Origin of the sequence: Margalitia sp. FSL K6-0131 (assembly GCF_038008735.1) — a bacterium.
Classification (GTDB): domain Bacteria; phylum Bacillota; class Bacilli; order Bacillales; family Bacillaceae_C; genus Margalitia; species Margalitia shackletonii.
This window is the reverse complement of record NZ_JBBOZS010000001.1, coordinates 1,844,076-1,869,376: the sequence shown is the minus strand read 5'-3', so window position 1 is coordinate 1,869,376 and position 25,301 is coordinate 1,844,076. Positions and strand designations below refer to the sequence as shown.

General features: G+C 36.3%; 21 protein-coding genes. 3 read left to right on the top strand and 18 right to left on the bottom strand.

Annotated features, from left to right (window positions below):
• Positions 1–19 precede the first annotated feature (19 nt).
• The 11 genes from nrdR to citZ form a co-directional block, all read right to left on the bottom strand.
• Positions 20–478: a transcriptional regulator NrdR gene (gene nrdR, locus NSQ59_RS09040; RefSeq protein WP_055739055.1), complete on the bottom strand. Its 459-nt coding sequence runs from the start codon at positions 476–478 to the stop codon at positions 20–22.
• Between the two features lie 123 nt (positions 479–601).
• Positions 602–982, bottom strand: a complete 381-nt coding sequence (gene speD, locus NSQ59_RS09035; RefSeq protein WP_055739054.1) for an adenosylmethionine decarboxylase — start codon at positions 980–982, stop codon at positions 602–604.
• Between the two features lie 323 nt (positions 983–1,305).
• Positions 1,306–2,337 (bottom strand): glyceraldehyde-3-phosphate dehydrogenase, encoded by a 1,032-nt coding sequence (locus NSQ59_RS09030; protein WP_055739053.1) that lies wholly within the window; start codon positions 2,335–2,337, stop codon positions 1,306–1,308.
• A 259-nt stretch (positions 2,338–2,596) separates the two neighbouring features.
• Positions 2,597–3,199, bottom strand: a complete 603-nt coding sequence (coaE, locus tag NSQ59_RS09025) for a dephospho-CoA kinase (protein WP_055741171.1) — start codon at positions 3,197–3,199, stop codon at positions 2,597–2,599.
• Between the two features lie 14 nt (positions 3,200–3,213).
• Positions 3,214–3,846 carry a sporulation membrane protein YtaF gene (gene ytaF, locus NSQ59_RS09020; RefSeq protein WP_055739052.1) on the bottom strand — a complete coding sequence of 211 codons (633 nt, stop codon included), beginning with the start codon at positions 3,844–3,846 and terminating at the stop codon, positions 3,214–3,216.
• A 113-nt stretch (positions 3,847–3,959) separates the two neighbouring features.
• Entirely contained in the window at positions 3,960–4,796 is an 837-nt protein-coding gene (gene mutM, locus NSQ59_RS09015; RefSeq protein WP_055739051.1) for a DNA-formamidopyrimidine glycosylase, read from the bottom strand.
• Between the two features lie 28 nt (positions 4,797–4,824).
• Positions 4,825–7,458 carry a DNA polymerase I gene (polA, locus tag NSQ59_RS09010; RefSeq protein WP_126647801.1) on the bottom strand — a complete coding sequence of 878 codons (2,634 nt, stop codon included), beginning with the start codon at positions 7,456–7,458 and terminating at the stop codon, positions 4,825–4,827.
• Between the two features lie 136 nt (positions 7,459–7,594).
• Positions 7,595–8,071: a MaoC/PaaZ C-terminal domain-containing protein gene (locus NSQ59_RS09005; protein WP_055739049.1), complete on the bottom strand. Its 477-nt coding sequence runs from the start codon at positions 8,069–8,071 to the stop codon at positions 7,595–7,597.
• A gap of 161 nt (positions 8,072–8,232) precedes the next feature.
• Positions 8,233–9,171, bottom strand: coding sequence for a malate dehydrogenase (gene mdh / locus NSQ59_RS09000; protein ID WP_055739048.1), 939 nt, complete (start codon positions 9,169–9,171; stop codon positions 8,233–8,235).
• Between the two features lie 122 nt (positions 9,172–9,293).
• Entirely contained in the window at positions 9,294–10,565 is a 1,272-nt protein-coding gene (gene icd / locus NSQ59_RS08995) for an NADP-dependent isocitrate dehydrogenase (RefSeq protein ID WP_055739047.1), read from the bottom strand.
• A gap of 223 nt (positions 10,566–10,788) precedes the next feature.
• Entirely contained in the window at positions 10,789–11,904 is a 1,116-nt protein-coding gene (citZ, locus tag NSQ59_RS08990; RefSeq protein ID WP_055739046.1) for a citrate synthase, read from the bottom strand.
• 763 nt (positions 11,905–12,667) lie between these two features.
• Between citZ and ytvI the strand changes: the two genes are divergently transcribed.
• The gene (gene ytvI / locus NSQ59_RS08985; protein ID WP_055739045.1) at positions 12,668–13,798 is read left to right on the top strand and encodes a sporulation integral membrane protein YtvI; all 1,131 of its coding nucleotides are present in this window, start codon (positions 12,668–12,670) and stop codon (positions 13,796–13,798) included.
• Between the two features lie 36 nt (positions 13,799–13,834).
• Here ytvI and pyk read toward each other — a convergent pair whose 3' ends face one another.
• The 7 genes from pyk to dnaE all read right to left on the bottom strand — a co-directional run bounded on the left by pyk (position 13,835) and on the right by dnaE (position 24,254).
• Complete coding sequence (pyk, locus tag NSQ59_RS08980; protein WP_055739044.1) at positions 13,835–15,595, bottom strand: pyruvate kinase; 1,761 nt, start codon at positions 15,593–15,595, stop codon at positions 13,835–13,837.
• A gap of 17 nt (positions 15,596–15,612) precedes the next feature.
• Positions 15,613–16,572: a 6-phosphofructokinase gene (pfkA, locus tag NSQ59_RS08975; RefSeq protein ID WP_055739043.1), complete on the bottom strand. Its 960-nt coding sequence runs from the start codon at positions 16,570–16,572 to the stop codon at positions 15,613–15,615.
• Positions 16,573–16,998: 426 nt separating this feature from the next.
• Positions 16,999–17,976 (bottom strand): acetyl-CoA carboxylase carboxyl transferase subunit alpha, encoded by a 978-nt coding sequence (gene accA, locus NSQ59_RS08970; RefSeq protein WP_340830771.1) that lies wholly within the window; start codon positions 17,974–17,976, stop codon positions 16,999–17,001.
• The gene (gene accD, locus NSQ59_RS08965) at positions 17,970–18,839 is read right to left on the bottom strand and encodes an acetyl-CoA carboxylase, carboxyltransferase subunit beta (protein WP_055739041.1); all 870 of its coding nucleotides are present in this window, start codon (positions 18,837–18,839) and stop codon (positions 17,970–17,972) included. Before accD ends, accA begins: the two co-directional genes overlap by 7 nt.
• Positions 18,840–18,952: 113 nt before the next feature.
• A complete protein-coding gene (locus NSQ59_RS08960) occupies positions 18,953–19,504 on the bottom strand; it encodes a FadR/GntR family transcriptional regulator (RefSeq protein WP_055741170.1) in 552 nt (183 codons plus the stop codon).
• Positions 19,505–19,572: 68 nt separating this feature from the next.
• Positions 19,573–20,811: an NAD(P)-dependent malic enzyme gene (locus NSQ59_RS08955; protein ID WP_055739040.1), complete on the bottom strand. Its 1,239-nt coding sequence runs from the start codon at positions 20,809–20,811 to the stop codon at positions 19,573–19,575.
• A gap of 80 nt (positions 20,812–20,891) precedes the next feature.
• The gene (gene dnaE, locus NSQ59_RS08950) at positions 20,892–24,254 is read right to left on the bottom strand and encodes a DNA polymerase III subunit alpha (protein ID WP_055739039.1); all 3,363 of its coding nucleotides are present in this window, start codon (positions 24,252–24,254) and stop codon (positions 20,892–20,894) included.
• A gap of 210 nt (positions 24,255–24,464) precedes the next feature.
• Between dnaE and NSQ59_RS08945 the strand changes: the two genes are divergently transcribed.
• Positions 24,465–24,797 carry a YtrH family sporulation protein gene (locus NSQ59_RS08945; protein WP_055739038.1) on the top strand — a complete coding sequence of 111 codons (333 nt, stop codon included), beginning with the start codon at positions 24,465–24,467 and terminating at the stop codon, positions 24,795–24,797.
• Positions 24,794–25,300 (top strand): sporulation membrane protein YtrI, encoded by a 507-nt coding sequence (gene ytrI / locus NSQ59_RS08940; RefSeq protein ID WP_055739037.1) that lies wholly within the window; start codon positions 24,794–24,796, stop codon positions 25,298–25,300. Before NSQ59_RS08945 ends, ytrI begins: the two co-directional genes overlap by 4 nt.
• The last annotated feature ends 1 nt before the right edge of the window (position 25,301 follow it).

The window sequence follows — 25,301 nt, the reverse complement described above, 5'->3', positions numbered from 1 at the left end:
CGAAGAAACTCTAGCCTTTTTATTGTTCCTTTTTGATTAATTCCTTTAATTCTTCTAAAAAAACGTTTAAATCTTTAAATTGTCGATAGACAGATGCAAATCGAACATATGCTACTTCATCTACAGCTGCTAATTTGTCCATAACCAGTTCGCCGATTTTTTCCGAGTTTACTTCAGAGTATCCAAGATTTCGAAGCGACTTTTCAATTTCTAATGAAATTTTTTCTAATTCCGCTAGTGAAACTGGTCTTTTCTCACACGCTTTTATAAGTCCGCGCAATATTTTTTCACGGCTGAATTCCTCACGAATGCCTTCCTTTTTTACTACAATTAAAGGGGTTTCTTCCACTTTTTCAAAGGTCGTAAACCGATACAAGCATTCCTCACATTCACGCCTTCTTCTTATTGCACGTCCTTCATCAACGGGGCGAGAATCAATCACGCGTGTCCCATTATTTTGACAAGACGGACATTTCATTATATCAGCTCCGTTTATAAGTACATGATTACTTTCATCATATAAAAAAGATGATAAATTCACAAGAAAAATAATAAAAAACGAGATGTAGCATACACCTCGTTTTAACTTTTTTATCGATTTTTAAAGAGCAGTTACTTTTGATTGTTTAACTTGGACAGGACCCATTCCACGAGGTAATTCGATTGTTTCACGTGTCTCAGCGCCAAGTGATTCGGCAATATAGTCAGCGGCAATGTTTGGATTTAAATTACCGCATGTGTACACATCAATACTTGCATATCCATGCTCTGGAAAGCTATGAATAGTTAAATGAGATTCAGAAATAATAACTACTCCGCTTACTCCTTGTGGAGCAAATTTATGAAATGCTACCTCACGAATTTCAGCACCTGATTTCAATGCTGCATCTACGAATGTTCTTTCAATAAACTCCATGTTATTGAGTTTTTCAAAATCACAGCCCCATAATTCAGAAATTACATGACGACCCATTGTTTCCATCGATCGTTTCCCCCTTTAAAGAATTATTTTTACGATCAAAGAAAAATTCAAATGAATTTTCTCCTTAGCAACTACCACGGGGGAAAGTTAGTCCAAAGAGGTCCTAACCCTTTAAGTAGCTACAAATTATTCATTTTTTTTAATATGAAAAAAACATGATTTTCAAAGAAGTTCACGATTGATAGTATACTTTGTTTACGTCAATTTTGCAATATAAAATTTAAAATTTCAGGCTGCTATTTTACTTGGGTCTACTAATCTATTAAATACCTTCATAAATAAATAAAAAGCCTGCTGATTTTAATACCAGCAGGCCAGTTACCTCATCCAACCTTTACTTCCAAAGGCTTTATTAATTCATTTGCAACATGTTTCAATAAATCGACTACCCGGCAAGAGTACCCCCACTCATTATCATACCATGCCAAAACTTTCACTTTATTGCCGCCCATTACAATCGTAGATAAACCATCCACAATAGCGGAATGACTATTTGTATTAAAGTCAACGGAAACAAGCGGCTCCTCTGTAAAATCTAAAATTCCGTTTAATTCTTTGGAAGCAGCTGAAATAAATGCAGCATTTACTTCCTCCGCTGTCACATCTTTCTTTAAATCTACTACTAAATCGACTAATGAAACATTCGGAGTTGGAACTCTAAGCGCCATCCCGTGTAATTTTCCTTTTAAATGCGGGAGCACTAGAGCAAGTGCCTTTGCCGCACCAGTTGTAGTCGGGATAATGGATTGTCCGCAAGCCCTTGCGCGACGTAAATCCTTATGTGGATTATCAATGTTTTTCTGATCATTTGTGTATGCATGTACCGTTGTCATTAAGCCATTCTCAATCCCGAACTTCTCATCTAAAACCTTTACCACTGGAGCTAAACAATTTGTAGTACAGGAAGCATTAGAAATAATATCATGCTTACGAATATCTAATGCGCTTTCATTTACCCCCATCACAATTGTCACATCTTCATTTTTTCCTGGAGCTGTTAAAATTACTTTTTTTGCTCCAGCTTGAAGATGCAAAGCTGCTTTTTCACGAGAATTAAATTTTCCTGTAGCTTCAATTACGATATCTATATTAAGCTCCTTCCACGGAAGCTCCTCAGGATTACGATTATTTAATAATTGTACACGACGTCCATTTACGACGATTGCTTGATCTTCTGCAAATACTTCTGCATCAAATTTGCCATGATTTGTGTCATACTTTATTAAATGTGCTAATGTTTCCGCTGGATAACTAGCATTAATGGCTATAATATCGATATTTTTATCTAAAATTGCTTTTCTAAATACCATACGTCCTATACGTCCAAAGCCGTTAATTGCTACTTTTGCGTTCATAAATGATGTCCCCCTGAATAAATGTTATACTCGATTTACAATTAGTATAACATATTAATTCGATTATGCGATACTTTTTTTAATAAAAATGGCAGTTTTCGAACGGATTGTTGTTTTTAAATCCTAATATAGGCTTCGTTCCGGGGTATCTATTCTTAAAAAGGCTATTCATTCTTATCCCGAATTAGGTTTTCGTATACAAAAGCAATAAAGTTTAAGAAAAGAAACAAAAAACCACCATATTTAGAAATATGATGGTTTAAGGAGTCATTTCCCAGCTATTTATTAACCTATTTAACTGTTTTTCTGTTTCTGTAATATTTCCATTATTATCAATAACAGCATCTGCTAATGGAATTTTATCTTTAAGAGGCATCTGAGCGGAAATCCTTGCTTTTGCCTCCGCTTCTGAAAAGTGATTTCGTTCCATTAATCTTTTTAACTGAATCTGTTCATCTACATAAACAAGTATGGTTTTCTCCACCATGTAGGTTAACTTGCTTTCAAACAGTAGCGGAATATCTAGAATCACTGTATTCTTCCCAGATAAAAGCGCTTCTTCCTTTTTAGCATTCATATACTTTCTAACGGCTGGATGTACAATGCTATTAAGTAGTAATCTTTTTTCTTCCTGGTTAAATACAATGGCCCCTAACTTCCCTCTATTAATGGTTAAATCCTCCTGAAGGATTTCTTCTCCAAATTCTTTTACGATTGCAAGATATGCTTCTTCTCCAATATTAACGACTTCTCTAGCTGCAATATCCGCATCAATGATTGTGAAACCTTTTTCTCTTAACATATTCGATATCGTACTTTTTCCGCTTGCAATTCCACCCGTTAATCCAATGATCCTAGCCATGATAATTGTTCCTTTCAAAATTTCAAAATTCCTATCAATATGAGTAATATCCCGGGTAAAAAGGAAACCTTTTGCATCCAATTTAAATGTGAAAACACTTTACCTAACCGAATTCCGACAGAAACTAGTATCAAACTCATCATGGCAACGATTAAGCTTAAGCTAATTGGAGAGTAACCCAACATGGCTGCACCTATTCCCGCACCAAATGCGTCCAGAGACAGGGCTACCCCAAGCATAAACGCCTCAATTCCTGTAATGGTTCCTGATTGATCAAAATCGGCACTAGTTGGTTTCTTCAAAATTTGGATGACAAATCCTAAAGAGCGAATTTCAAGTTTTAGCACTACCTTTTCTTGTGGTTCACTTACCTCTTTTTCTGATCGAAAAAATTGAAATAACACCCATCCTCCAATAGCAATTAAGATGATACCACCAAATCGATTCCCAAATTCTGGTGACATGAATTTTTGAAGAATATTCCCAAACAGCATTGCAATAAACAATGATAACCCGGAACATAGGGCAATAATGAGAATAGATTTATTGGGGATGCGCAATTTTCTTAATCCGTATGTGAATCCTGTACTGAAGTTATCTAGACTGACGGCAAATGCCAATAAAAATAGTGATAACTGAAAGCCCATTTTTATGCCCCTTCCTGTTGTCACATCACTAAAGATAGTATATGGAAGGGGCATGCCCAAGGTTCATATGTGATCCGGTAGATCAAACTTGATAATATTCGACATAAGGTTGCTTATTTCTTTTTTAATCGTTGACATTTAGGACAGATATGAGTTCCTCTTCCAGCAGTTACTTGCTTTTCGATAGGAGTCCCGCATTTTTTACATGGTTCTCCTTTTCTCCCATAGACAAAGTGCTGGAGCTGAAACATGCCAATTTGCCCTTGTGTATTGACATACGTTCTAACGGTACTGCCACCTTTTTCAACTGCTTCCTTTAATGTGGCAATAATTTCTTGATGAAGCTTGTCTATCTCCTTTGTTGTTAAGGACGGTGCTTTTCGCTCAGGATGTATCCCTGAACGAAATAAGGCTTCGTCCACATATATATTTCCTAATCCGGTCAAAACGGTTTGATCTAAAAGAACCGATTTAATATTTCGTTCTGTTTTACTTAATCTTTTCCTTAAATAACTGCTTGTAAACTCATCCGAAAATGGCTCAGGACCTAGCTGTGATAATGGAAGGGAAGAAAATTCCTCCCCTTTTTTAAATAAATGCATCGTGCCGAATTTACGGACATCCGTATAGCGTAGTTCTGTTCCGTCTGTGAATTGAAAAATAACATGTGTATGTTTATCGACTGGTTCCGCTTTTTGAAACATACCGTAGCGGCCTTCCATACGCAAATGGGAGACAAGGGCAAAATCATTCGTATAAAAGATTAAAAACTTTCCTTTGCGGTCAATACTTTTAAATGTTTGCCCTTTTAAAGCATCCATAAATTGTTCTTTTTCTTCAGGTTTTTTTATGATTTTCGGCCAATGAACAATCACATTTTCAATTGTTTTTCCGATAACTAATTCTTTTAGCGTCCTTCTGATTGTTTCAACTTCAGGTAATTCTGGCACTTAATTTCACCTCATATTTCCACGCTGTCTATTTTGCATCAAACCATGTTGCCCCATATGAATAATCAACCTTTAACGGGACATCGAGGGAAAGTGCATTTTCCATGACTTCCGGTACGATTCGTTCTAGAATCTCCAGTTCTTCTTGGGGCGCTTCAAAAATCAATTCATCGTGAACCTGTATCAATAAACGTGATTTTAAATTTTCCTTTTTTAATCTAGCAGCCATATCAATCATCGCTTTTTTGATAATATCCGCCGCACTTCCTTGAATAGGAGTGTTCATAGCAGTACGTTCTGCAAAGCTTCGAATATTAAAATTACGGCTTGTAATCTCAGGAATATATCGTCTTCTATTTAATAAAGTGGTGACAAATCCTTTTTGTTTTGCATCTTGCACGATATCTTCCATATAATTTTTTACACCTGGATAGCTCTTAAAATAACGTTCAATAAACCCGGCTGCTTCTTTTCTAGTAATTCCTAGATTTTGTGAAAGACCATAGTCACTTATGCCATATACAATTCCAAAATTAACAGCCTTTGCTTGTCTTCTCATGTTAGAGGTTACTTCATCTGCGGAAACATGAAATACATCCATTGCCGTTTTAGTATGAATATCCATGTCCTCATTAAATGCTTGGATTAGCTTTTCATCACCAGCAATATGCGCTAAGACGCGCAGCTCCACCTGTGAATAATCCGCTGAAAAGATAAACCAGCCTTCTTCTGAAGGTACAAATGCCTGTCTAATCTTTCTTCCTTCTTCAAGACGAATCGGAATATTTTGCAAGTTCGGGTCAATTGAACTCAAACGCCCTGTCTGTGCGAGTACTTGATTAAAACGAGTATGGACCTTTCCGTCTTGTCCATTGATTACTTTCAATAATCCTTCAATATAGGTCGATTGTAATTTCCCCAGTTGGCGATACTGAAGAATTTCTTTTACAATCTCATGCTCAGACTCAAGTTTTTCCAATACATCCGCAGATGTGGAATAACCCGTTTTTGTCTTTTTTAAAGCAGGTAATCCAAGCTTTTCAAATAAAATAACCCCTAATTGTTTTGGTGAATTAATATTAAATTGTTCACCTGCTAAATCATGAATATTTTTTTCTATTTCATTTAGGCGCTCCGCAATTTCCTTGCCCATTTCTTCAAGTCGATTCTTGTCAACCTTAATTCCGGTTGATTCCATCTCAGCTAAAATGAAGGACAGTGGCAGCTCCAGATTTTCATATAAGGAAAGTTGTTCATTTTTTTCAAGCTCTTTCATACATGAATCAACTAATTTGGATATTCCCAATACCTTTCGTACTACATGATCTGCAACTAACTCTTCTTCAGGTATTTTTCGTTTTGCACCCTTCCCGTATACTTCTTCATCCGTTTGTACATTTGTATATCCATGTAATTTTGCAACGGAAGTAAAATCATCGGCATTTTCTGATGGATTCAAAAGGTAGGAAACAATTAATAAATCAAATTCTATTCCCTTCAGATCTATTCCATGCTTCTTCAATGCAACAATTAATTTTTTACCGTCATATACGTTCTTTATTTTTGTTTCATCTTCTGCCCATTTCTTGAACACTGCAGACGTTAAGGCGATGGAAGCGGGCAAATAGTAAAGACCTTTATCATTGCTTAAACCGAATCCGATTATGTCCCCAGTATGATAATTTTCGTCCAGCATCTCTAGATATAATGAATTTTCTTCGGAAAAAATATCTTCTGTAATGCTATCGACTTTGGTAAACTTAATTTCCTCCATAGGTTCAGACAAATCACTGATAACACTTGCATCCATTTTTTCTAATAGAGAATTAAATCCAAGCTCTTTAAATAGGCCGACTAATTTCTCTGTTTCTCCTTGGCGGTACTCTGTATCCTGTAAGGAAACAGTAACAGGAGCTTCCCTGAAAATCGTAGCGAGTTCTTTACTCATAAGTGCTTGTTCTTTATTTGTTTCAAGCTTTTCCTTTAGTTTATTCCCACTTACTTGATCAATAGATTCAAGTAAGTTTTCTAGTGTGTTAAATTCCTTCAATAATTTGATAGCGGTTTTTTCCCCAACACCGGGAACACCCGGAATATTATCAGATGTATCTCCCATTAGACCCTTCATATCAATTATCTGTAAAGGGGATAATCCGTATTTTTCTTGAATATGATCCGGTGTGTATGCTTCGATTTCAGAAATTCCCTTTTTCGTAATACAAACCGTAGTTTTTTCAGAGCTTAATTGTGTTAAGTCCTTATCACCGGAAATTACTTTTACTTCAAAGCCTTCTTGTTCAGCTTGTTTGGATAGTGTACCGATGATATCGTCTGCTTCATAGTTTTCCAATTCATATCTTTTTATCCCATAAGCATCCAAAAGTTCTCGAATAAACGGAAATTGCTCTGACAATTCAGGAGGAGTTTTTTGACGAGTCCCTTTATATTCTTTAAAGGTATTATGTCTGAAGGTTGTTTTACCCGCATCAAATGCTACTAAGATATGTGTAGGATTTTCTTCTTCTAAAATCTTCATCAGCATCGTTGTAAACCCATATACAGCATTTGTATGTATTCCCTTTTCATTATTTAAAAGCGGCAATGCAAAAAAAGCACGGTATGCAATACTATTGCCATCAATCAGAATCACTTTCTTGGTCAAAATAATACCTCCTCAAATATAATAACACTGTATTCTCTATGCTTATTCTAACATGGTCAACTCTAAAGGGAAAATATCAACGATTTTCTTAGAAAACAAAATAAGCCAGCATAGATGCTGACTGTACTATGTATCATTAAAAATTCTCCAACGCACTACCATTAAACATTTCCAACCGATGCGGCGGACAAACATCTATTTTACCGGTAATCACCGTTTCATTCTCTTCATTTGTTGCTGTCACTTTAATAGTAATCATATGTTGCTTTTGGTTGACGATAATAATTTCGAATAAAAAATGAACCGAGGCATAATGATATACTGGCTTTTTAAATTCGATATTTTGCGAGAGTATGTGTGAACCTGGTCCCGGTAAATATTTCGAAATAGCAGAAGTAATCATTCCTGTCAGCATGATAGCTGGTACAATTGGCTTTTCAAATGGTGTCTGAGAAGCATAGTCATGCTGTATAAATAATGGGTTTGCGTCATCAGTCAAGCCTAAATATAGCAGAAGATCTTTATCCTCTATTTTTTCAGTTAGCGTTAATTTTTCTCCAACCGAAATTTCATCTATTTTTCTGCCAAGCTTTCTTTTCTTCCCTAATAACATAAATAGCGCCTCCAATTACTGTAAACGGTTTCATTTTGTTATTTATAAAAGATTGAAAAATCACTATTATCTGTATTTGTTTATAGTACCATTTAATATAAAAAGGGTCAAACCGTTTAATTGTTTGACCCTTTTAATCTACCTCTTATTAAAAATGTTCATTAAGCTAAAACATTCATTACATTGCGAACAGATTCAGCTGATTTATCTAACGCAGCTTTTTCATCTGCAGTTAATTCTAATTCGATTACTTTTTCAATTCCGTTTCCACCAAGAATGGTTGGCACACCTAAGTAGATTCCATCATATCCATACTCACCTTCGAGATATGCGATGGATGGTAATACACGGCGTTGATCCTTCACAAGAGCCTCTACCATTTCTACTAAGGATGCTGCAGGTGCGTAATATGCACTGCCATTTCCTAATAGATTAACGATTTCGCCTCCGCCTTTACGAGTGCGTTCAACAATTTTCTCTAACCGATCCTTCGGAATTAATGTTTCCAAAGGAATTCCTCCTGCATAAGAGTAGCGAACTAAAGGAACCATGTCATCACCATGACCACCTAATACGAAGCCGGTTACATCTTTAACAGATAGGTTCAATTCTTGTGCAACAAATGTACGGAAGCGAGCAGTATCAAGCACACCCGACTGACCAATTACACGATTTTTAGGGAAACCAGATTCTTTAAACACAGTATATGTCATTGCATCTACAGGATTGGTTAAGACAATGATGTAGCAGTTTGGAGAATATTTTACTATTTCCTTTGTAACACTTTTCATTACTTTTTGATTTGTTTGTACTAGGTCATCACGGCTCATGCCAGGTTTACGTGCAATACCAGCTGTAATAACTACCACGTCAGAATCTTTTGTGTCTACATAATCAGAAGTACCGATAATGTTTGCATCAAATCCTTGAACGGGAGCAGCTTCCAACATATCAAGCGCTTTCCCTTTTGTTGGATTTTCAGCTTGAGGAATGTCAACCAGTACAATATCACCAAGTTCTTTTTGCGCTAATAAGAATGCAGTAGTAGCTCCGGTAAAACCAGCACCAATTACGGAAATTTTCTTTCTTTTCATTGTCATATTAAAAATCTCCTTTATCAATGTAATGAAAAAATTGCCGGCTTTTAAGAATATATCCTACTAGCCGGCAATTTTCTTGTTGCCTGTGATCATGCCGAACCTATCTGTTTGGCTTATGAAAATCAGTCCATATTTTTGATTAATTCAGTTCCAAATTCAGAACATTTAACTTCTGTAGCACCATCCATTAGGCGTGCAAAGTCATATGTTACAACTTTAGAAGCAATTGTTTTTTCCATAGACTTTGTAATTAGGTTTGCTGCTTCATTCCATCCTAAATGTTCAAGCATAAGAACACCAGAAAGAATAACAGAAGATGGATTCACTTTATCTAACCCTGCATATTTAGGAGCTGTACCATGTGTAGCTTCAAAAATAGCATGTCCTGTTTCGTAGTTGATATTAGCTCCAGGTGCAATACCGATACCGCCAACTTGTGCAGCAAGTGCATCAGAAATATAGTCACCATTTAAGTTCATAGTTGCAACTACATCAAACTCACGAGGACGAGTTAAGATTTGTTGTAAGAAGATATCTGCAATAGAATCTTTTACAAGGATTTTGCCTGCAGCTAATGCTTCATCTTGAGCTTTGTTTGCAGCGTCTGTGCCTTGCTCTTCTTTAATTCGGTCATATTGTGCCCAAGTAAATACTTTATCACCGAATTCTTTTTCAGCTAGTTCATAGCCCCAATTTTTGAAAGCTCCTTCTGTAAACTTCATGATATTACCTTTATGTACAAGTGTTACAGATTTACGGCCTTCTTTAATCGCATAATTAATTGCAGCACGTACTAGGCGAGTTGTTCCTTCTTTAGAAACAGGCTTGATTCCGATACCTGAAGTTTCAGGGAAACGGATTTTATTAACTCCCATTTCATTTTTTAAGAATTCAATTACTTTCTTTACTTCAGGAGTGCCTTCTTTGTACTCAATACCAGCATAGATATCTTCTGTATTTTCACGGAAGATTACCATATCTGTATCTTCAGGACGTTTTACTGGAGAAGGAACACCTTCGAAATAACGTACTGGACGTAAACATACAAAAAGATCTAATTCTTGGCGCAACGCAACGTTTAAAGAACGAATACCGCCGCCTACTGGTGTTGTAAGAGGACCTTTGATTGCAATTAAATATTCGTTAATCACATCAAGTGTTTCAGATGGTAACCATTCGCCGGTTTTATTAAATGCCTTTTCCCCAGCATAAACTTCTTTCCACTCAATTTTGCGTTCACCTTTATAAGCTTTTTCCACTGCTGCATCCAATACTCTTTGGGATGCTGCCCAAATATCCGGACCTGTACCGTCTCCTTCGATAAATGGGATAATTGGATTATTAGGTGTTTTAAGTACACCATTTTCTACTGTGATTTTTTCACCTTGTGACATGTCTTTCCCTCCAATTCAGTATCAAAGGTTAGAAGTCTATGCTTCTAACCCATTATCTTCAATGTTAATTGAACCAATTTTTCATCTGTTTGTAAATATATATGGCTCTTTTCTTACACTTTGTTTTTTATTGGAAATTTTCATTCCCCACTTGCAAAAACGAAATCATTGAAAGTTTAAAACAAAGTATGAAAAAACTAGAGAACTAATCCACGTGAACGGATTAGCGATTTTCAATTGGTACGTAGGTTTGCATACCAGGTCCTGTATATTCTGCACGAGGACGGATTAAACGGTTATCAGAATATTGTTCTAAAATATGTGCTAACCATCCTGAAACACGACTCACTGCAAAGATTGGAGTAAATAAGTCATGATCAATTCCTAAGCTGTGGTATACAGAAGCAGAGTAGAAATCAACATTTGGCGGTAAGTGTTTTTCTGATGTAACAATGTCTTCAATTTTTGTAGACATTTCATAATATTGTGGTTCACCTGTAAGCTTTGTTAACTTTTCAGACATTGCTTTCAAATGTTTCGCACGTGGGTCGCCTTGACGGTATACACGATGGCCAAAGCCCATAATTTTTTCTTTATTAGCAAGTTTTTCGTGGATATAAGAATCAACATTTTCAACGGAGCCAATTTCAGTTAACATTTTCATTACTTGCTCATTCGCTCCACCATGAAGAGGTCCTTTTAACGCACCAATTGCTGCAGTTACTCCAGAATAAACATCAGATAGTGTTGCAACACAAACTCGTGCAGTAAATGTAGATGCATTCAATTCATGGTCAGCATGTAATACTAAAGCTTTATTAAATGCTTCAACAGCGATTTCTTCCGGTTCATTGCCAGTTAACATATAAAGGAAATTAGCTGCAAATCCTAAGTCTTTACGTGGTGCTACAGGCTCTAATCCTTTGCGCACACGAGCAAATGCAGCTACTAATGCAGGCATTTTTGCTTGCAGACGAATTGCTTTACGGTAATTAGCTGCCTCTTCCATTACATCCGCCTCTTCATCATATAATCCCAATGATGAAACAGCCGTGCGTAATGCTGCCATTGGATGAACCGATTGAATAGGATATGTTTTAAAGCTTGCAATTACCTCTTTAGGTAGTTCCATATTATCAGCAAGTTCTTGTTTTAATTCGGCTAATTCCGCTTTGTTAGGAAGTTTAAGATGCCATAGTAAGTAAATTACTTCTTCAAAGCTTGCGTTTTCAGCAAGATCATCAATGTTATAACCAACATATGTAAGGGTGTCATCAATGATAGAGCTGATGGAAGTTGTTGCTGCTACAACACCTTCAAGTCCACGAGTAGTTGTCATGACTTTCTCTCCTTTTATCATTTTTTAATATATTTGAGCTATAAAAATAAAATAAAATAAAGTAAATTATTGTACCCGGTTATTCCGGCCACCAAGCAATCGCTTAATATATGTAAGGCTCTTTTCTTCAACTATGCTGCTATGTATACGGAACTCTCATAAAACATCCTTGTATTAGTTAAAAATAAATAACTTTTTAAGAAAAGATGTCCCAAGTCTATGTCTACATTGGAATTTATACCAATGTACGAAGCAACAATTTATACGAAAACAGCCTTTATAAATGTGCAAGCGGTCACATACCTATTATAATATAATTTCAAATCTTGTCTATTTATAGGCTCAAATTTATTCGTTACATCCCATATTATAAACACTTATCAAACTTTTGTGAATGGTATTGGATTCAATCTGGTAAAGAATGTTTTTTTAGAAAAATGAAAAGGATTCTGTTTGTTAGGCTCTTTTCTTATACTTTATTGCTTTTATATACGAAAACACTTAGTAACAACCTTTTTCGGATTAAAAATAAACAAATTTGCTAAGAAAAGATGCCTCGAAGCCACTTTTTATTTGGATTTATAACAATGAAGTAAAGCTATAATTAATGAGAAAACAACTATTTGTTATGATTGCTCTATTCATGATATTCATTCATCTTTATTCAACGTTTTTCAGAATTTCATAGATTTTCATATATCTCTTTTTTTTACCAATATCAGCATGTAAAATAATAGTAATACCTACCTGAGGAGGGCTAAGTTTGAATCCTGAATATATATATAGAACAATACGTTTTTTTATCGTAATCGCTGTTGTTGTCGGGACAGTTACACTGTTTGTCTTGATTTCGAAGGTAACGTATCCATTCCTCATTGGAATCGTCATTGCTCTTTTTATTAACCCTCTTGTAAATTTCCTTGAAAAAAAAATCAGACTCCCAAGGGCAGTTGCGGTTATTATATCCATTATCTTCATCATAAGTGTGTTTATTGGATTAATTACTTTATTAATTACTGAAATAGTTGCTGGTGCAAATTATCTGGCGGACGTATTACCGGATCATGTGCAAACATTAGTCAACTATATTGAAGATTTTATAGCTTCCCAGGTAATTCCTCTCTATGACCAAGCTACAAGTTTGTTTAAAAGCCTAAATGCTGGACAACAAGATACAATCATGCAAAATATCCAATCTGCCGGACAAAAAATCGCTTCTAGTGCAGGTAATTTTCTTCAAAACTTTTTTCAAAAATTGCCAAGCTTAATTTCTTGGATTCCAAATGCAGCTACTGTTATGATTTTTTCATTGTTGGCTACGTTTTTCATCAGCAAAGATTGGTACCGATTGACAAAATACGGGAGAAAATTTTTGCCAGAAAAAGCACAAAAAAGCGGGCAAACAGTATTTAATGATTTAAAGAAAGCGCTTGTTGGATTCATTCGGGCACAGCTTACTTTAATATCCATTACTTTAGTGATTGTTCTAATCGGCCTTCTCATTTTAAGAGTAGACTATGCGATTACGATTGCATTGGTAAGCGGAATAGTCGATTTATTGCCATATTTAGGAACTGGTGTGGTTTTTATACCTTGGATCGTATATGAGGCGATTACGGGAAATATTACTCTTGCGGTCGGTCTTGGAGTTTTATATACAGTTGTCATTGTACAGAGACAATTTATGGAGCCAAAAATTCTTTCATCCAGTATTGGATTAAATCCTTTAGCCACACTAGTTGCATTATTTGTCGGATTTAAATTAGTTGGCTTTTTAGGCTTAATTCTTGGACCGGTCACATTAGTCATTATAACTACGCTAAATAGAGCAAATGTTTTTCGCGATGTATGGAATTTTATCATTGGCAAACCAAATACTGATATAAAAGAATAAAACCAAGGGGCAGCCCCTTGGTTTTTTTTTTATTTATTATAATACACTTGCATGGCCGTTATATATAACGCCTCTATGTGCGTCCACTGTAATCTCTTGACCATCTACTATTTTAGAAGTAGCATTTTCCACTCCTACAATAACTGGAATACCGAGATTTATTCCTACAACTGCCGCATGACTTGTCAAGCCGCCTTCTTCAACGATTAGAGCACTACATTTCTCAAGTACAGAAACCATTTCCCGATCAGTACCGATGGCGACTAATACGGATCCTTCTTTTACTTTTTCCTTCGCTTCTTTTGCATTTTTAGCTATAACCGCTTTCCCGTATCCTGACTTTCTGCCAATTCCTTGACCCTTCGCTACAATATCACCAACTACATGAACTTTCATTAGATTGGTTGTTCCTGCTTCTCCAACTGGAACTCCTGCAGTGATCACAACTAAATCGCCATGCTTCACTAAATTAGTATTTAAACTTTCTTGTACTGCTAGTTCAAGCATTTCATCAGTAGAATTTACTTTCTTGCCAACTTGAGGGTACACTCCCCATACTAATGATAATCTGCGTACGACATAATCATTGGAAGTCACTGCCACAATTGGTGCCTTAGGGCGGTATTTAGAGATCATCTTGGCAGTATATCCACTCTCTGTTGGAGTTATAATGGCTTTCAATTCTAAATTAAGCGCTGTATGGGCAACAGACTGGCAAATAGCATCTGTCATGTTATGGTCGCTGTTTTTACTCCGGTAAGATAAAATGTCACGATGGTCTAAAGCTTCTTCAGCATGTATCGCGATTTTATACATTGTTTTCACTGCTTCAACTGGATATAACCCTGCAGCCGTTTCTCCTGAAAGCATAATTGCATCTGTACCATCAAAAATCGCATTGGCAACGTCACTAGCTTCAGCCCTTGTTGGCCTTGGATTTCTCTGCATAGAATCCAGCATTTGTGTGGCTGTTATAACAGGTTTTCCAAGCTCATTGCACTTCTTAATTAATTCTTTTTGAACCAAAGGAACTGCTTCAGTTGGAATTTCTACCCCTAAATCACCGCGCGCTACCATTAAACCATCCGAAACATCTAAAATCTCATCGATGTTGTCAACACCTTCTTGATTCTCTATTTTAGGGATAATTTGAATATATTCAGCATTGTTTTCTTCTAATAATTTCCTAATCTCTAATACATCGGATGCACGACGAACAAAAGATGCTGCGATAAAGTCAATACCTTGTTCAATTCCGAACAGGATGTCCTTTGCATCTTTTTCAGTGATACCTGGTAAATTCACCGAAACCCCCGGTACATTTACCCCTTTTTTATTTTTTAATGTACCGCTGTTTAGTACATTTGTTTTTAGTTCTTTTTTGTCATGATCTATTTCCGTAACTTCTAATTCGATTAAACCATCATCCAATAAAATTTTTGATCCAACATGTACATCATCAATTAATCCTGTGTAAGAGATAGAAAACTTTTCTGGTGTTCCTAGGACTTGTGACATCGAAATAATTGTTTGTGTTCCCTCTTTTAATTCGATGGAGCCATTTTCCATATCATGTGTTCGAATTTCAGGTCCTTTTGTATCTAATAAAATTGCTACAGTTTTCTTTGTATTTGCAGATGCAGTGCGGATATTATTAATTCGTCTGCCATGCTCTTCATGATCACCATGTGAAAAATTTAATCGCGCTACATTCATCCCTGCATCAATCAATTTTTCCAGCATTTCAACGCTTTCGCTCGCTGGACCGATCGTACACACAATTTTTGTTTTCTTCATTGTCTTACCTCCGCAATTTATATAGATAATTCTTTTGAAAGTTTATACATATCGAAATTAAGCTCATGTTTTCTGCTTAAAGCTTCAATAATATCATAGTCCACAAGTTGATTTTTTTCGATGCCTACAGCTCTGCCGCCTTTTCCTTCCATTAAAAGTTCCACGGCTCTTGCTCCAAGTCTGCTTGCCAAAACTCTATCAGAAGCAGTCGGAGATCCACCACGCTGAATATGGCCAAGCACAGATACACGTGTTTCAATATTGGAAGCTTCCTTTAGTTCTTCTGCGAACTTATTCCCAGATGTAACACCTTCTGCCACAATAATAATACTATGCTTTTTACCACGCTCATTTCCTTTATTTAAACGTTCTACGATATCGTTCATATCATAGTTTTCTTCAGGAATTAAAATGGTTTCCGCACCGCCTGCAAGACCAGACCAAAGGGCAATATCTCCGGCATCTCTTCCCATTACTTCAATGATAAAAGTTCGTTCATGTGAGGAAGCAGTATCACGTATTTTATCAATTGCATCCAGTACGGTATTTAATGCAGTATCAAAACCGATTGTAAATTCTGTTCCCGGGATATCATTATCGATGGTTCCAGGTACTCCAACACATGGAAAGCCTTGCACTGTCAATGCTTTTGCACCTTGATAGGATCCATCTCCACCAATTACAACAAGACCCTCAATTCCATGCTTTTTGAGCTGTTCAATTCCTTTTTGCTGGCCTTCTTTTGTTTTAAACTCTTCACAGCGTGCCGAGTGAAGCATGGTTCCGCCACGATGTATAATATCTCCTACAGAACCTAACTCTAATTTCTCTATCTTTCCGTTTATTAGACCGCTATATCCATTGTAGATGCCCATCACTTCAAGATTATGATAAATTCCTTTTCTGACTACTGCACGTATAGCAGCATTCATCCCTGGTGCGTCTCCGCCGCTTGTTAACACTCCAATTCTTTTCATAGAAAACACCTCTTGTAAATAGGTTAATATGTAATAATCCTTTTTAGCTTGTTTAAAGCAAATACTTTCTATCCAAGTATCTTCTCTTATACAATCAATGAATATTTATAAAATACCACTATTTATCCTACTTCACAATGGATTTGATACAGAAAATAGAAAGCCAAAATAATAACAAAATTGAAAGCGATTTAATTAGAAAAGCGTAAGCGCCTTGCTCATCAGCGTACGGATTTCGGAGTCGCAGGCTCGAGATAAAGGAAACAAGGCGAGATTTTCCACGAGCCGATGTTGACTTATCGTAGGACTAAGACCTAGAAATCCGCTTGCCAATAGAAGCTGTAGCTAGACAAATATAGAAGCAATCGGATCTATAAACCGATTGCTTCACAAAAAATCTATTTCTAGTAGTAAATGATTATTTCACTATTTAGAGTTGACGAATTCCTTAACTTCCGTGAATTTACCCATTTTCCTAAACTTATCAAATCGATCTTGAATAAGCTCATCAGCACTTAATGCAAGCAATTGTTTCAACGAATTTTCTAATACCTTATCGATGGCAGCAGCTTGGGTAGTAATATCTTTATGAGCCCCACCCTTAACTTCAGGTATTAGCTCATCAATGACCCCAAGTTTCTTTAAATCAGGTGCAGTAATCTTCATGATATTTGCAGCTTTTTGAGCTTGTCCTGCATCCTTCCACAGCAATGCTGCAGCACTTTCAGGTGCAATAACGGAGAACCAAGAGTTCTCTAAAATATGAATATGATTTCCTACTCCAATTCCTAAAGCGCCACCGCTTGCACCTTCACCGATAACAATGCAAATAATCGGGACGCGAAAACCAGCCATTTCGAACAAATTGCGGGCGATGGATTCCGCTATGCCGCGTTCCTCGGCAGCTTTTCCAGGATATGCACCTTTAGTATCAATAAATGTAATAATAGGACGTTTAAACTTATCTGCCTGTTTCATTAATCTTAATGCCTTGCGATATCCTTCTGGATGCGGCATCCCGAAATTTCGCCGGATATTTTCTTTTGTATCCTTACCACGTTGCTGTCCAATGATAGTAACTGGCAGACCTTTGTATTTAGCAATTCCACCAACAATAGCTTCATCATCACCAAAAAGTCTGTCACCATGTATTTCGATAAAATCAGTGAACAGATGCGGAATATAGTCTAATGTGGTTGGTCTATTAGGATGGCGGGCAACTTGAACCCGATCCCACGGCTTCATATTTTCGTAAATATCTGTTTCAAGTTTACTTAAACGTGATTCTAGTTTCTCAATTTCAGATGATAAATCTACATCAGAGCTTTGAGTAAACTCTTTTAGTTCTTTAATTTTTTTTCGCAATTCTATTAGCGGCTTCTCAAACTCGAGTTCATTTACCACTGTAATTCACCTACTTGCCCATGAATTTCAAGAACGGTTGTTATCGTTTCTTTTAATTCTTGTCTTTCGATAACAGCATCAAGTTGACCATGTTTTAATAAGAATTCTGCGGTTTGAAACTCTGCAGGTAATTCTTCACGGATTGTTTGTTCAATAATTCTTCTGCCTGCAAAACCGATTAACGCGCCAGGCTCTGAAAAATTATAATCACCTAATGACGCAAAACTCGCAGTTACGCCGCCGGTAGTTGGGTGGGTCATAATGGTAATGAACAATCCGCCGTTATCACTAAATTTTTTCAATGCAGCGCTTGTTTTTGCCATTTGCATTAGGGAAAGAACACCTTCCTGCATCCTTGCACCGCCCGAAGCAGTAAAAATAATAAATGGAAGCCTTCGTTTATCAGCCTCTTCAATAGCACGGGTAATTTTTTCTCCAACGACAGATCCCATACTTCCCATGATAAAAGTTGAATCCATAATCGCTAATACAATTTCGCGTCCGTTAACCTTCCCAGTTCCAGTTAAGACTGCTTCATTCATCTTTGCTTTCTCGCGAACTTGTTCCAGTTTTTCTAGATAGCCAGGAAAACCAAGCGGATTTTCAGAGATCAGCTGGCCGTCCATTTCTTGGAATGTGCCTTCATCAATAAAGCTCTCCACACGTTCATATGCATTCATTTTCAGATGGTATCCACAGTGTAAGCACACTTTTAAGTTTTTCTCTAGATCCTTCGAATATAAGATTTTACGACAATTTGGGCATTTGGTCATTAACCCTTCAGGTACATCATGTTTTGCCGCTTCTGAAGGAATGGTTGCATATTTTTTCTTTTTAGGTTTCGTAAAAAAATCTTTCAGCAAAATTAATCCTCCTTTAAAAACAACTGGGAAGCAGCTTGTTCTATATCTTTTACAATTTATCGTACTTTCGTAAAAAATAATGTTGGAATTCGTCGATGTTTTTTCGACACTTTTCACATTGTATCATAAATTTCAATAGCATGTTCTGAATTCCTTTTTATGATGCTGTCTAATAAGAGAAGATATTTATCTCTATGGATGAAATTTCCCTTATTGGAAATTAATTGTGACGAATATTCATTTATTATTTGCCATATTTTTAATAGCAGCCGATTTTCCGTAATGGCAATAAGCTGATGATAAAATCTATCTTCCGTATTGATTTCTTCGCTTTCCAGCTGTTCTTTCAAGACATGTAGTTTCTGAACATATTGCTCCTTGGAAACAAGCCTAATTACATCCTTTTCAATTAGAGCCTTCGTTTCCAATACATCTTGCCTAACCTGTGAATCTTGTAAAATAAAGGTACTTAGAAGCTCTACTAATTGATGATTAGTAAAATCGCGAAGATATGTACCTTCACCCCTCCGAGTTTCAATCAACCCAAGCAGTTCTAATGCCCTAAAAGCTTCTCGAACAGAAGAGCGCCCTACATTAAGACGCTCTGAAAGTTCCCGTTCTGAAGGAAGCTTATCGCCAGGCAATAATTGGTCCTCTGTTATCATTTCTCGAATTTGATGTACAATCTCAAGATATAGCTTTGTTTTGCTTTGATTTGAACTCACTAATCAAATCACTCACTTTTTCCAATTGCAGACAGTCGCATTGTTCTAGCTCTAACTTCTTCAGGATCGACTTTTAAACGTGCTACTCCTGTTTCCATTGCAGCTTTAGCAACTGCAGCGGCAACGGCTGGAGCAACTCTTGGATCAAATGGTCTTGGGATGACATAATCTGAGTTTAGCTCACTTTCTTCTATTAAGCTTGCAATAGCCTCCACTGCGGCTTGCTTCATTTTTTCATTAATATGTGTGGCACGAACATCTAATGCACCACGGAAAATTCCTGGAAACGCCAACACATTATTAACCTGATTTGGGAAATCAGATCTACCGGTACCAATCACTGCAGCCCCTGCTGATTTCGCATCCTCCGGCATAATTTCCGGATCAGGATTAGCCATTGCAAAAATAATAGAATCCGGATTCATTGATTCGACCATTGCTTTTGAAAGTGCCCCTGCTACAGAGACCCCAATAAAGACATCTGCACCTTTAATGACATCTGAAAGTTTACCTTCTTCTTTATTTCTATTCGTATATTTTGCAACTTCTGATTTAACACTGTTCATCCCAAAAGTACGGCCTTCAAAAATAGCCCCTTTTGAATCACACATAATAATGTCACGAACACCGTAATGATATAATAATTTTATAATAGCAATTCCAGCAGCCCCTGCGCCGCTTGCGACAACTTTAATTTCAGACATTTTCTTGCCGACAATTTTTAATGCATTTACTAATCCTGCAACCGTTACAATTGCTGTTCCATGCTGGTCATCATGAAAAACAGGAATATTAACTTCTTTCTTTAATCTTTCTTCCACTTCAAAACAATGAGGTGCGGAAATATCCTCTAAATTCACACCGCCAAATGTTGGCTCCAATAGTTTCACTGTTTCTACGATTTTATCTACCTCTGTAGAATTTAAACAAATTGGAAAAGCATCTACACCTGCAAAACTTTTAAATAATACTGCTTTTCCTTCCATAACAGGAAGTGCAGCCTCAGGTCCAATATTCCCTAAGCCTAATACTGCTGTTCCATCTGTTACAACAGCAACCATATTCCCTTTCATGGTGTATTCATACACCGTTTCCGGTTTATCGTAAATCATTTTGCATGGTTCAGCCACCCCAGGTGAATAAGCAAGACTTAGATCCTTTGCATTTTTTACGACTACTTTAGACTTGGACTCTAATTTTCCTCTGTTTATGCGGTGCATATGTAATGCTTCTTCTCGTAAAGACATGATTTCACTCCTTCGTTAAGTGGTCTGACCACACATGTCTATTAAATAATATACCACATTTATCTTACAAGTGAAAAATATTATTGTAAAATCACGTTTTCTTGTCCTAATAAATCCTTACATGCCTTTAAACATTCATCAGAACCATCGACCCAGTCATTTCGTGATAGCTGTACTGTTCGCTTGCTGCTTTCATAATATAAAATGACAGGGATATCTCCAGTAAATTTTCTTAATTTTATTTTCATTTTCTCTATGCCGATAGAATCTTCAATCTGTTTTGTTACTTTAATATACAGTTTTTTATTGTCCATTTTAGAGTTCTCTGCTGCTTCATCCATTTTAGTTATTTTTTGGACAATGAATTGAAGCTTTCCATTTCTCTCTTCCACTGCTCCTTCCATGACCGCAAGCTGCCCTTGATTACAAACACTGCTAAATTGTCGGTAAACGTTTGGAAAAATCACAGCTTCCATTTCTCCTGTGGCATCACTAATTTTCAAAAAGCCCATGACTTCCCCTTTTTTAGTACGAATCGTTTTAAATTCATTTATATATATGCCTAGTTTACAGTGCTTCTGTCCTTTTTTTATATCTACTACTAAGGTTATCGAAAGTTGCTCCAGCATTTTTTTATATGAACTTACAGGATGATCAGATAAATAGAGTCCTAATACTTGTTTTTCGAATAATAGCTTATCCATATTTTGCATCTTTTCAACTTCCATATATTTGGGTTTAAGCTGGAAAACGTCATCTTCTGAAAATAAATCATATTCCTGATTTTCCGGTCTGACTAGTGCAGCATGTTCTATTGCGATATCCAGACTTGCAAGTAATGTCGCACGGTCATGATTAAAATCATCCATTGCCCCGGAAAATACAAGCGATTCTAGTACATTTCGATTTAAAGCCTTCCCGGAAACCCTTATACATAAATCAAATAAATCGCTAAACGGTTTTGTTTGTCTTGCTCCCATTATTTCCTTCAAGGTAGCCATGCCAACCCCTTTTATTGCAGCAAGACTATATCGAATTGAGCCTTTTTCCACACTAAATGGGTAAAAACTATGATTGATAGAAGGAGGAAGAATCTTTATTCCCATTAGTCTAGCTTCTCTTATATATTGTGAAATTTTATCCTCATTTCCTATCGCAGATGTTAAAAGCGCCGCCATAAAATACAGGGGATAATGTGCCTTTAAAAAGGCGAGCTGATATGCTATAAAGCTGTATGCCACTGCATGACTGCGATTAAAACCATAATTGGCAAATCGGACAATTAAATCGTAAATATCATTTGCAGTTTGGCTATCATAACCCTTTTCTGCAGCACCTTTAACAAAATGTTCTCTTTCTTCATCCAATACTTCTTTTTTCTTTTTTGCAACCGCTCTTCTTAATAAATCTGCCTCCCCAAGTGTAAAGCCCGCCATTATGGAAGCTATTTGCATTATTTGCTCCTGATAAACAATAACGCCATATGTTTTTTTCAAAATTGGCTCTAAATCAGGATGTGGATATCGGATCGGTTCCTGTCCATGTTTTCGTCTTATATAGGTTGGAATGTTCTCCATTGGGCCGGGTCTGTACAAGGCATTCACTGCAACAATATCTTCAAAATCTGATGGTTTAAGCTTTTCCAGCACATTTCTCATACCATCTGATTCAAGCTGAAATATGCCTGTGGTAATACCATCGCTTAATAATTTAAATGTTTTTTCATCAGACAGCGGCAAACTTTTTATGTTTATCTTTCTTCCCAGACCTTTTTGAATACTAGCAACAATTCTTTCTATAAGGGATAAGTTTCGCAGACCCAGAAAGTCCATTTTCAATAAACCGATTTCCTCTAAAATATCCATCGGATACTGTGTCAAATAGACACCATCATGTCCATCTTGGATAGGAATAATATTACTTAAAGGTTTATCACTTATAATGACTCCTGCAGCATGCGTAGAGGTGTGTCTCGGTAACCCCTCCAGCTTTAATGCAGTGACAAAAAGCTTCTTATGCAGTTCTGATTGCTGTACAAAGCTTCTCAGCTTTTCTGACTGTTCATATGCCTTATTCAGTGTTGTTCCCGGTCTGGATGGAATAAGTCTGGAAAGCTGCTCTAATTCTTTTGTATTAAATCCAAAAACACGTGCAACATCTCTGATCGCAGCTTTTGCTGCCAGAGTTCCAAATGTGATAATTTGGGCAACATGCAGCTTTCCATACTTTTCTGCAACATATTGAATTACTTCATCACGGCGATGGTCAGGAAAATCAATATCTATATCAGGCATCGTAATTCTTTCCGGATTCAAAAATCGTTCAAATAGTAGTTCGTACTGAATGGGATCCACATCTGTAATATTTAAAGTATAGGCAACTAGGGAACCCGCTGCAGACCCGCGTCCCGGTCCAGTTAAGATTCCATTATCACGGGCATATTTCATAAAATCCCATACTATCAGAAAATAGTCATTGAATTGCATCTTATTGATTATATTTAATTCATAATCTAATCTTTCTATGTAAATGGGAGCCACATGATCAATTCGCTCATTTAAGCCATGTAAACATAATTCCCGCAGCAAATCCTTTGTCGTCTGATTTCCTTCTATTGGGAATTTTGGCAATAGCCTTTGATTCATCTTTATTTCTAAATTGCACGAATTTGCCAATCGAATCGTGTTTTCCAACGCATCTACTTCATCAGCAAATAACTGTACAATTTCTTCCTTCGATTTTAAATAATATTCTTCCGATTTCAGTGTAAAACGTGTTTCGTCACTTAATTTTAAACCTTGGCCGATGGCTAGCAAGCATTCTTGACTAAAAGCATCCTCTTTTTCAACATATCTTACATCATTAGTCACTATAGTGTTTATCCCATTATTTTTTGCGATATCTTTTAATTTTTGATTGATTCTTTGCTCATCAGGAAGCAGATGATTTTGCAGAGATAAAAAAAAGGAATCACTCTCGAATAACTGTTGATAAAACTTCGCTGTACGGATTGCATTTTCCGTTTCATTTCGAAGTAATAGATCTTCAATTTCACCCTCTATCCCTGGTGAAAATGCAAATAAACCTTGCCTGTATCCTTTTAACCATTTTGTTGGTATACCTGCCGGGGACACGGTTTGAATAGTACTTGAAATTTTTATTAGGTTTTCAAAGCCTTTTTCATTTTTAGCCAATAAAACAAGAGGATATGATTTATTTTCCTGTGTTTCGCTTAAAACATCTACAGTAATTCCAATAATTGGTTTGATTCCATTCTTTATACATTCTTTATAAAAAGGGATAACTCCATATAAAACATTCCGGTCTGTAATAGCAAGTGTTTGATAATTTAACTTTTTCGCTTGCTCAATTAAACTTTTTATGGAAACAGTACTAGATAGCAGACTATAAGCTGTTGATATTTGAAGGTGTATAAATGACAATCCTACTCCCACCTTTTTACTTCTTTCTTTTATTATAAATCGATAAAAACAAAAAAGAAAATATGTTCTCATTTTTATACTATGTTTTTTCTTATTTGATTTACAGGGACTTTATTTATTTCTGATAAGTTTTTTTATTTCATTTCATATACCGGTGTGTTGTCCCATATAGTGTAGGGAAGGACAATCGATTTCAGGGGATGGTCTCTAGTGAATGAAGCATTTTTTCCGGCCTTTTTTAATAGTTTTTTTATCGGTTTTGGTGTCATGATTGGGGGAACTTTAATTGGTGGACTCGCATCATTTATTACTGGACAACCACTACTCACGGAAATTACAAGAATATCCAGCAATTTGCGAATATGGGCGATTATCGCTGCAATAGGCGGCACCTTTGACACTGTATATAGTTTTGAAAAAGGATTTTTAGACGGAGGGACAAAGGACATTGTAAAGCAACTTTTGCTTATCCTATCTGCTATGGGCGGCGCAAATACCGCTTCCATTATCATATCTTGGCTTACACAGGAGCATGTCCAATGAGAGTTCCAACCTTACATCGAAAACCGGTCTGGCAAAGATTTTTTGCAGGGGTTGTCATTGGCGGCTGTATTAGCTGGATGATCTTTCTTTTCATGTATGGCACCCTGCAGGAAAAACAATCCATAGTTATTAAAAGACAGAACTCCATTATTAAAGACCTTAGAGATGAAAAAAAAATATGGCAGGATGAGTGGGATAAGCTGACAAAGAAAAATGCAGAAATGTTGATTGTCCAAAATGTAAGTGTGAAAATTAATAGGTATGAAAAATACGGAATAAAGGATTCTCATAGCATTTTTGAAAAGGAAGAAGAGATAAAAGAAGACTTACGATCCTTGATTGCGAAAGACATTAGTGAAGTCTACCAAAACAAGGATTTAATCTTTAAAACCATTGAAAATAAGACGCTTAAAATAAATAATCGCCGTTATAAGCTAGTAATTAAGGACATATTATTCTATTCAACCATCAATATTTATTTGGAACTAAAGTTAGCGGACTAGT